The 6,934-nt window shown below is 63.1% G+C and carries 6 protein-coding genes; all 6 read right to left on the reverse strand.

Features of this window, described 5'->3' with window-relative positions; all coding sequences use genetic code 11:
• Window positions 1–506 precede the first annotated feature (506 nt).
• Window positions 507–737: a 50S ribosomal protein L31 gene (rpmE, locus tag sphsw_RS03310; RefSeq protein WP_031393312.1), complete on the reverse strand. Its 231-nt coding sequence runs from the start codon at window positions 735–737 to the stop codon at window positions 507–509.
• Between the two features lie 102 nt (window positions 738–839).
• Window positions 840–1,343: a 3-hydroxyacyl-ACP dehydratase FabZ gene (gene fabZ / locus sphsw_RS03315; protein WP_414712106.1), complete on the reverse strand. Its 504-nt coding sequence runs from the start codon at window positions 1,341–1,343 to the stop codon at window positions 840–842.
• A gap of 11 nt (window positions 1,344–1,354) precedes the next feature.
• Window positions 1,355–2,020: an OmpH family outer membrane protein gene (locus tag sphsw_RS03320; protein WP_031439361.1), complete on the reverse strand. Its 666-nt coding sequence runs from the start codon at window positions 2,018–2,020 to the stop codon at window positions 1,355–1,357.
• A complete protein-coding gene (bamA, locus tag sphsw_RS03325) occupies window positions 2,020–4,740 on the reverse strand; it encodes an outer membrane protein assembly factor BamA (protein ID WP_081874098.1) in 2,721 nt (906 codons plus the stop codon). The genes sphsw_RS03320 and bamA overlap by 1 nt, the downstream gene beginning before the upstream one ends.
• Before the next feature lie 118 nt (window positions 4,741–4,858).
• Complete coding sequence (gene rseP, locus sphsw_RS03330) at window positions 4,859–5,992, reverse strand: RIP metalloprotease RseP (RefSeq protein ID WP_031439363.1); 1,134 nt, start codon at window positions 5,990–5,992, stop codon at window positions 4,859–4,861.
• Window positions 5,989–6,934: 1-deoxy-D-xylulose-5-phosphate reductoisomerase (gene dxr / locus sphsw_RS03335; RefSeq protein WP_031439364.1), on the reverse strand; the 946-nt coding region annotated here is incomplete at its 5' end. The genes dxr and rseP, both read right to left, overlap by 4 nt.

A 6,934-nucleotide genomic window follows, 5' to 3' on the forward strand; every position in this document is an offset into this window, starting at 1 on the left:
CGTCCATTACGTATGGATACGTGAAGGACATATGAGAACGACTTAGCTTTAAACGATTATCCAGAGCCCTGAGGACCCCAGAAACCGCAAGCCGCCGCCCACATGTCCCTTCATCTAAACCTACGATGTCAAATAGCCGACAAAAATACCGACACTCGCATAACCTCCCTTGCAGGAAGCTTGGAGCATCTGGTTGTTTGCGACCGCAGCAACCAGACCGTGTGGCCGTTCGCTGCGGTGACATCCCTCTAGGGCCCATCCCCAACCCCGTCAAACGCAAATTTCACTTTTATGGCAATTTTTCGCTGCGTAACCACTGCAAGGCTTGTGGACCGCCCTACCCTCGCTTCCTGCCAGTCTTGATGAGCCGGATCGTGCAACTCCGCGTCCCGGTACCGCGCTATAAGCCGCTTCGCCCTATTGAAACGCCAAACGAAAAAGCCGGCGCACGCTAATTGCGTACGCCGGCTCTATCTTCCGCTCATCCGACATCGGTCGGACGGGAATTACTTGCGGAGCGTGAGACCGCCACCGAAACGCTTGTTGAAGCGGGCGACCTGGCCACCGGTGTCGAGCATGGTGCCGCGACCGCCGGTCCACGCCGGATGCGCGAGCGGATCGATTTCAAGCGTCATCACATCGCCTTCCTTACCCCAGGTCGACCGGGTCTGGTACTTGGTACCATCGGTCATCTGGATCGTGATCATGTGATAGTCGGGATGCGTATCGGCCTTCATCGTATGTCTCCGGTATAAACGGCTGGTTCCGACCAGCCTAAAGCACGGCGGGCCCGTACACACAGCGGCGCCGCGATGCAAGCGAGCCCCCCGTTTCGGCAATTACGCCTTAGGCGGGTCGGCGATCATCGCGGTGAAATTCGCTTCTGCGACCAGCTGACCGTCGACCAGGGCGAGCCCTGCGAATTTACAGACGCTTGCGCGCTTCTGCACGAACGTCACGTCGAGCTGAAGCAGAACCCCGGGCTCGACCGGCTTGCGAAACTTCGCACCGTCGATCGCCATGAAATAGACGAGCTTTCCCGAACCCGCGAGACCGAGCGATTCGACCGCCAATATGCCGGCGGCTTGCGCCATCGCCTCGACGATCAGCACGCCGGGCATGATCGGCCTGCCGGGGAAATGCCCCTGAAAGAACTGCTCGTTCATCGACACCGCCTTGATGGCGCTGATCGATGTGTCGGGGACGAGATCCACGACACGATCAACCAGCAACATCGGGTAGCGGTGGGGCAATGCCGCCATCACCCGGCCGATATCGAGCGGTCCGCTCGATCGACCGGGCGCAGCGTCAGCCACGTCGACGTTCACGTTATCCGTGCTCACCGACGAAGTTCTCAGCGGCCCTGCGGCGTCGTGCGCGCAGGCGTCGCGCGGGCGGGTGCCGCTGCGGCAGGTGCGGCTGCCCCACCCTGCTGGCCCTGCTGGTTCGGCTGCCAGCCGGCAGGCGGCGTGATGCCGACGGTCGGGACGAGACGGTCGAGCTCGGCCGTGATCGACGCCGTGATATCGGCAGCCGGCTGTGCGAACAATGCGGCATCGGGACGAAGCAGCAGGGTCACGTTCTTGGCGCGAACCGCATTGCTGACCGCATCGCCGAGCTTCGCCTGGATCTGTTCGATGACATATTGCTGGGCGCGCTGTGCCGGCTGGGTCAGACGCGCGAGTTCCTGGTTTGCCGCGGTCTCGCGTGCCTGGATCGCCTGAGCCTGGCTCTGGAGCGACGCCGCATTCGGGGTCGGCGCGCGCTGTGCGGTCTGGAAGGCGGTCACGAGCGGCTGGAGTTCGCGGGCGATCGCCTGGCGGCGGGTCTCGGCCTGGTCGAGCTGTGCCTTGTAGGTCGTCTCGATCTGGCCACGCGCGGTGGTCCAGGCCTTGGAGCCTGCGATCGCGCCCTGCGGGTCGGCGACCGCGATACCCGAAACCTGGGCCTGCGCCGGTGCGACGATCGCCGCCGGTGCGAGCACGGCTGCGGCGAGAAGAAGCGTCTTGAACGTCGTCATCAGAACTGTGTCCCTACGTTGAAAGTAATAAGCTTGGGGTCATCACCCGGCTGCGTCAGGATCGCCTTGGCAAGATCGATACGCAGCGGGCCGAACGGCGAATTCCAGTTCACGCCGATACCCACCGACAGACGCGGTCGCGGCGAATTGCCAAGGAAGGTCTCCTTGAACGGCGCGATCGCGCTGGTCGCAATGACATTGGCCTCGGCGCCTGCGCAGGCGCCGCCGAGCGTATCGGAATAGCCCGTCTGACACGTCGTCGCCCGCTGCGCCGTTTCGGTCGCGCCGGTCGGCGTGTAGGTGTTGAAATAGAGCTGGCGGCCTGCGCTGTCGAACAGCGGCGTGTTGATCGGCAACACGGTGACATTGCCGGCCGCGTCGACCGACGTTGGGAAGACCGCGGTTGGCAACGGCTTGGTGATGCCGAACAGGCTGCCGATCTGTGCATAGATGGTCGGCCGAAGCCCCAGTTCGCGCGCGCCAGAGCCCAGCGGAATCTCGATTTCGGCACGAGCCAGATAATAAGCCCGGCCGCCGAGCGCGTCGTCGACGATCTGATTGCGATCGGTCACTACCGTCTGCGTGCCATCGGCCGCAGTGACATATTGCTGGCGCAGGACCCGCGGACCGACGCCCCGAATGTCAAAGCCGCGGAATTGCGGCTCGCCGAGATAGAAGCGGTCGGTGATGCGGACGCGGTCGACACCCTCGCCACGGCTCTTCTCAAGCGAGTGGATATAGCCGCCCTCGGCGATGATCGAGCCGATAAAGCCGCTGCCGAGGTTCCAGAACTTCGATCCTTCGGCGCGCGTACGGATATACTTCACGTCGCCGCCCAGACCGGCAAAGTCCTGGCTGAACGAGAAGCGCTGCCCGGCGGTCGGGCGCAAACGGCTGTTCAGCGTATCGTAGATCAGCGAATAGCCGATCGACGACGTCCAGCGATTGCCGAGTGCTTCACAGAGGTAGCGCCCGGCCTTGAGCGGGTCGCAGACGCCGTTGGTGAAATAGGAGGCCTGATCGAGGCCGACCTCGTCATAGGACAGGCCGTAGCGGCCCGACAGCGACCAGAACTCGGTCAGCGGCACACCGGCACGGATCTGGAAGCCCGTCGAGACCTGTGAATAGGTCGTCTGGCGGTCGTTCCCGACATAGTTGAAAGAATTGTAATCGCGCCGGAATATGTCGCCGCCGAGCGCGATGTTCTTGTCGAACAGATAGGGCTCGGTGAAGCCAAGCTCGATCGACTTGGAATAGCTCGAATAGTTCACGCCGGCGCGCAGTTCCTGGCCCTTGCCGCGGAAATTGCGCTGCGTGATGTTCGCCTGGATGATGAACCGCTCGAGGCTCGAATAGCCCGCCGACAGCTGCAATTCGCCCGTCGAGCGCTCTTCCAGATTGGTTTCAAGGATGACGCGGTCAGGCGCGGAGCCTGGCGTCTGCTTGATTTCCATCTTGTCCTGGAAATAGCCGAGCGAGTTGATGCGATCCTGCGAGCGCTTCACCTGGAAGCTGTTGAACGCGTCGCCCTCGGCAAGACGGATCTCGCGACGCACGACCTTGTCCTGCGTCTGCGAATTGCCGTTGATCTCGACCCGCTCGACATAGGTGCGCTTGGCTTCGGCGATGTTGAAGTTGATACCCATGGTCAGGGTATCGACGTCCTTCTGGAACTCCGGGTTCACCTCGGTGAACGCATAGCCGAAGAGGCCCGCGGTCTGGCTCAAATTGTCGACCGAATCCTCGACGAGCTTCGCGTTATACCACTCGCCCTTCTTGAGCGGCAGCGTCGAGGCGAGCTTCTTGTTGTCGAAGTCGCGGATCTGGCTGTCGACGGTGACGTCACCGAATTTGTAGCGCTTGCCCTCCTCCACCACGTACGTGATGATGAAGTCCTTCTTGTCCGGCGTCAGCTCGGCGACCGCGGACGTTACGCGGAAATCGGCATAGCCCTCAGTCAGGTAGAACTGGCGCAGCTTCTGCTGGTCGTAGCTCAGACGATCCTGGTCATAGCTGGTCGCCGAGGACAGGAGGCGGAAAAGCCGTGCCTGCTTGGTCGCCATCTGGCCGCGGATCTTGTCGTCCGAGAACACCTCGTTGCCGAGGATGTTTATCTGGCGGACCTTGGACTTCGGCCCTTCGCTGATCTCGAACACGACATCGACGCGGTTCTGGTCGAGATTGACCATCTTCGGATCGACGACCGCGGCAAAGCGGCCCTGCCGGCGATAGAGCTCGATGATCCGCGCGATGTCCTGTCGGACCGCGGTGCGCGTGAAGATCTGCCGCGGCGCGAGCTTGATCTCCTTGGTGATCTTGTCCGCCTTGAGCGCCTTGTTGCCCTCGAGGATCACGCGGTTGATGATCGGATTCTCGCGGATACGCAGGACGATATTGCCGTCCTCAACCCCGGCGATCGAGTAATCCGCGAACAGGTCGCTCGCCTGCAGGTCCTTGAGCGCCTGGTCGAGCGTTTCCGCCGTGTACGGGATGCCGACACGGAGCTTGGTGTAGCTCAATACGGTCTCGGGCTCGATGCGCTGCGAGCCTTCGACACGCAAAGTCTTGATCAGAGTCTGGGATACAGGCGCCGCTACGGGCGTTGTAGGAGCAGATGCAGGGGCAGCCGCCTGTGCACGTGGCGGACCGGATCGTGCCTGCGCAGCGGGGGCTGAACCCGCAGGCGCAACCTGTGCCCAGACCGGCACGCCGGACAGCATCGTACCTGCCAGGAGCAGGGCGCCGTTACGCGCCAAAGTGTAACCGTTGATTGCTGTCACCAAACCCACCCCAAGAAACTTGCATACGCAAGGGCGCGCCCGCCCTGCCCTAACCGCGTCAGCCGATCAAGCCGGCCAGATTCTTCCACAACCCGAAATTGCCGAGATCGTTGAAGGTCACGAGAAGCATCAGTGCGAGGATCGCCGCAAGACCGCCGCGATACGCCCATTCCTGAACGTCGGGACCGACGGGCTTTCGTCGGACTGCCTCTATCGCATAAAATAGCAAATGTCCGCCATCAAGCATCGGCACTGGCAGCAGGTTGATGAACCCCAGATTGATGGACACCAACGCAATCAGAAAGATATAGGCATCGAGGCCGAGCGACATCTGCTCACCCGAGACCTTGGCGATACTGAGCGGTCCGCCTAGCTCCTTGACGGAGCGACGGCCCGAAATCACCTGGCCCAGCGTCTCGACCATCATCGAGACGATCTCGCCGGTCCGCTTCACCGCGACGGCCGGTGCTTCGAGCAAGCCGACGCGAACGACGATGGGTTTGCCACCGGCGATCCCGAGCCGGCCGATCCGATATTCATTCCCGAACCGGTCGCGCTGGAGCTCGGTACCGATCACGACATCGCGCGACACCAGTCGTCCATCACGCAGTACATCAATGCGGGTGCGCTCACCGGCACGGATGCGGGCATAGCGTGCCATGTCGTCGAAGGTTTCGACCGAACGCCCGCCCAGCGCGGAGACTCGGTCGCCCTGCTGCAGCCCGGCAAGTGCCGCCGCGCTGCCCGGAACGGTCGCCCCGATCACCGGCGGCATCCGGACGTCGCCATAGGCCAGTGCGAATCCGGCAAGGATGACGATTGCGACGACGAAATTGACCACCGGGCCTGCGGCAACGACGATCGCACGCTGCCAAACCGGTTTCGACTGGAATGTCCGCTGACGTTCCTTGGCGGGCAAGGCGAGCCATTCAGCGGAGGGCTGGCTTGCCGGGGTCATGTCCCCGGCGAATTTCACATAACCGCCAAGCGGCAGCCAACCGAATTTCCAGCGGGTTCCGCGACGATCCGTAAAGCCGGCGATCTCGCGCCCGAACCCGATCGCAAAGGCGTCGGCCTTGATCCCGAATATCCGTCCAGCGAGATAATGGCCCATCTCGTGGACGAACACGAGCGGTCCGATGACGAGCATAAAGGACAGGATCGTCAGCAGGATACCGGGCGCTTCGATCAAACCACGCAATCCTTCACACGCTCGCTCGCAAGGCGCCGCGCCTCGGCGTCGATCGCCAGAACGGCATCGACGCTATCCGGTGCGGCCGGATCGTAGCGTATCAGCGTATCCTCCACGATTGCGGCAATTTCGAGGAAGCGGATCCGGCGGTTGAGAAAGGCTTCGACCGCCACCTCGTTCGCCGCGTTGAGAATCGCCGGGCGCGCCCCGCCCGCGTCCAGTGCTTCGCGCGCCAGCCGCAATGCGGGAAACCGGACCGGATCGGGCGCTGCGAAATCGAGTCGGCCGATGCCAACGAGATCGAGCGGCGCCATCGGTGTCGCCATCCGGTCGGGCCAGGCCAGGGTATGCGCGATCGGCGTGCGCATGTCGGGCGGGCCGAGCTGCGCGAGAACCGAACCATCGACATAGTCGACCAGGCTGTGGATCACCGACTGCGCATGGATGACGATCTCGATCCGGTCGGGCGCGAGCGGGAACAGCCGGGCAGCCTCGATCAGTTCGAGCCCCTTGTTCATCATCGTCGCCGAATCGACCGATATCTTGGCGCCCATCGACCAGTTGGGATGCTTGACCGCCTGTTCGAGCGTCACGCCGCGCATCTGATCGGTCGTCCAGTCGCGGAAGGGCCCGCCGCTGCACGTCAGAATGATCCGCCGCACGCCTTCGGGCCGCGCTGCATCAAAGCATTGGAAAATCGCGTTATGCTCGGAATCCGCCGGGAGCAGGGTCGCGCCGGACCGCGCAGCTGCGCGCAAGATGACGTCGCCCGCGGAGACCAGCGGTTCCTTGTTCGCGATGACGACCGTGCCGCCCTGCTCGATTGCCGACAGGACGGGCTTGAGGCCCGCACAGCCGACGATCGCGCCCATCGTCCATTCGGCGCCCGATGCGGCGGCCTCGGCGATCGCGTCCGCACCGCCACCGGCTCGGACACCCGTT

The organism is Sphingomonas sp. FUKUSWIS1, assembly GCF_000733135.1.
GTDB lineage: Bacteria > Pseudomonadota > Alphaproteobacteria > Sphingomonadales > Sphingomonadaceae > Sphingomonas > Sphingomonas aerolata.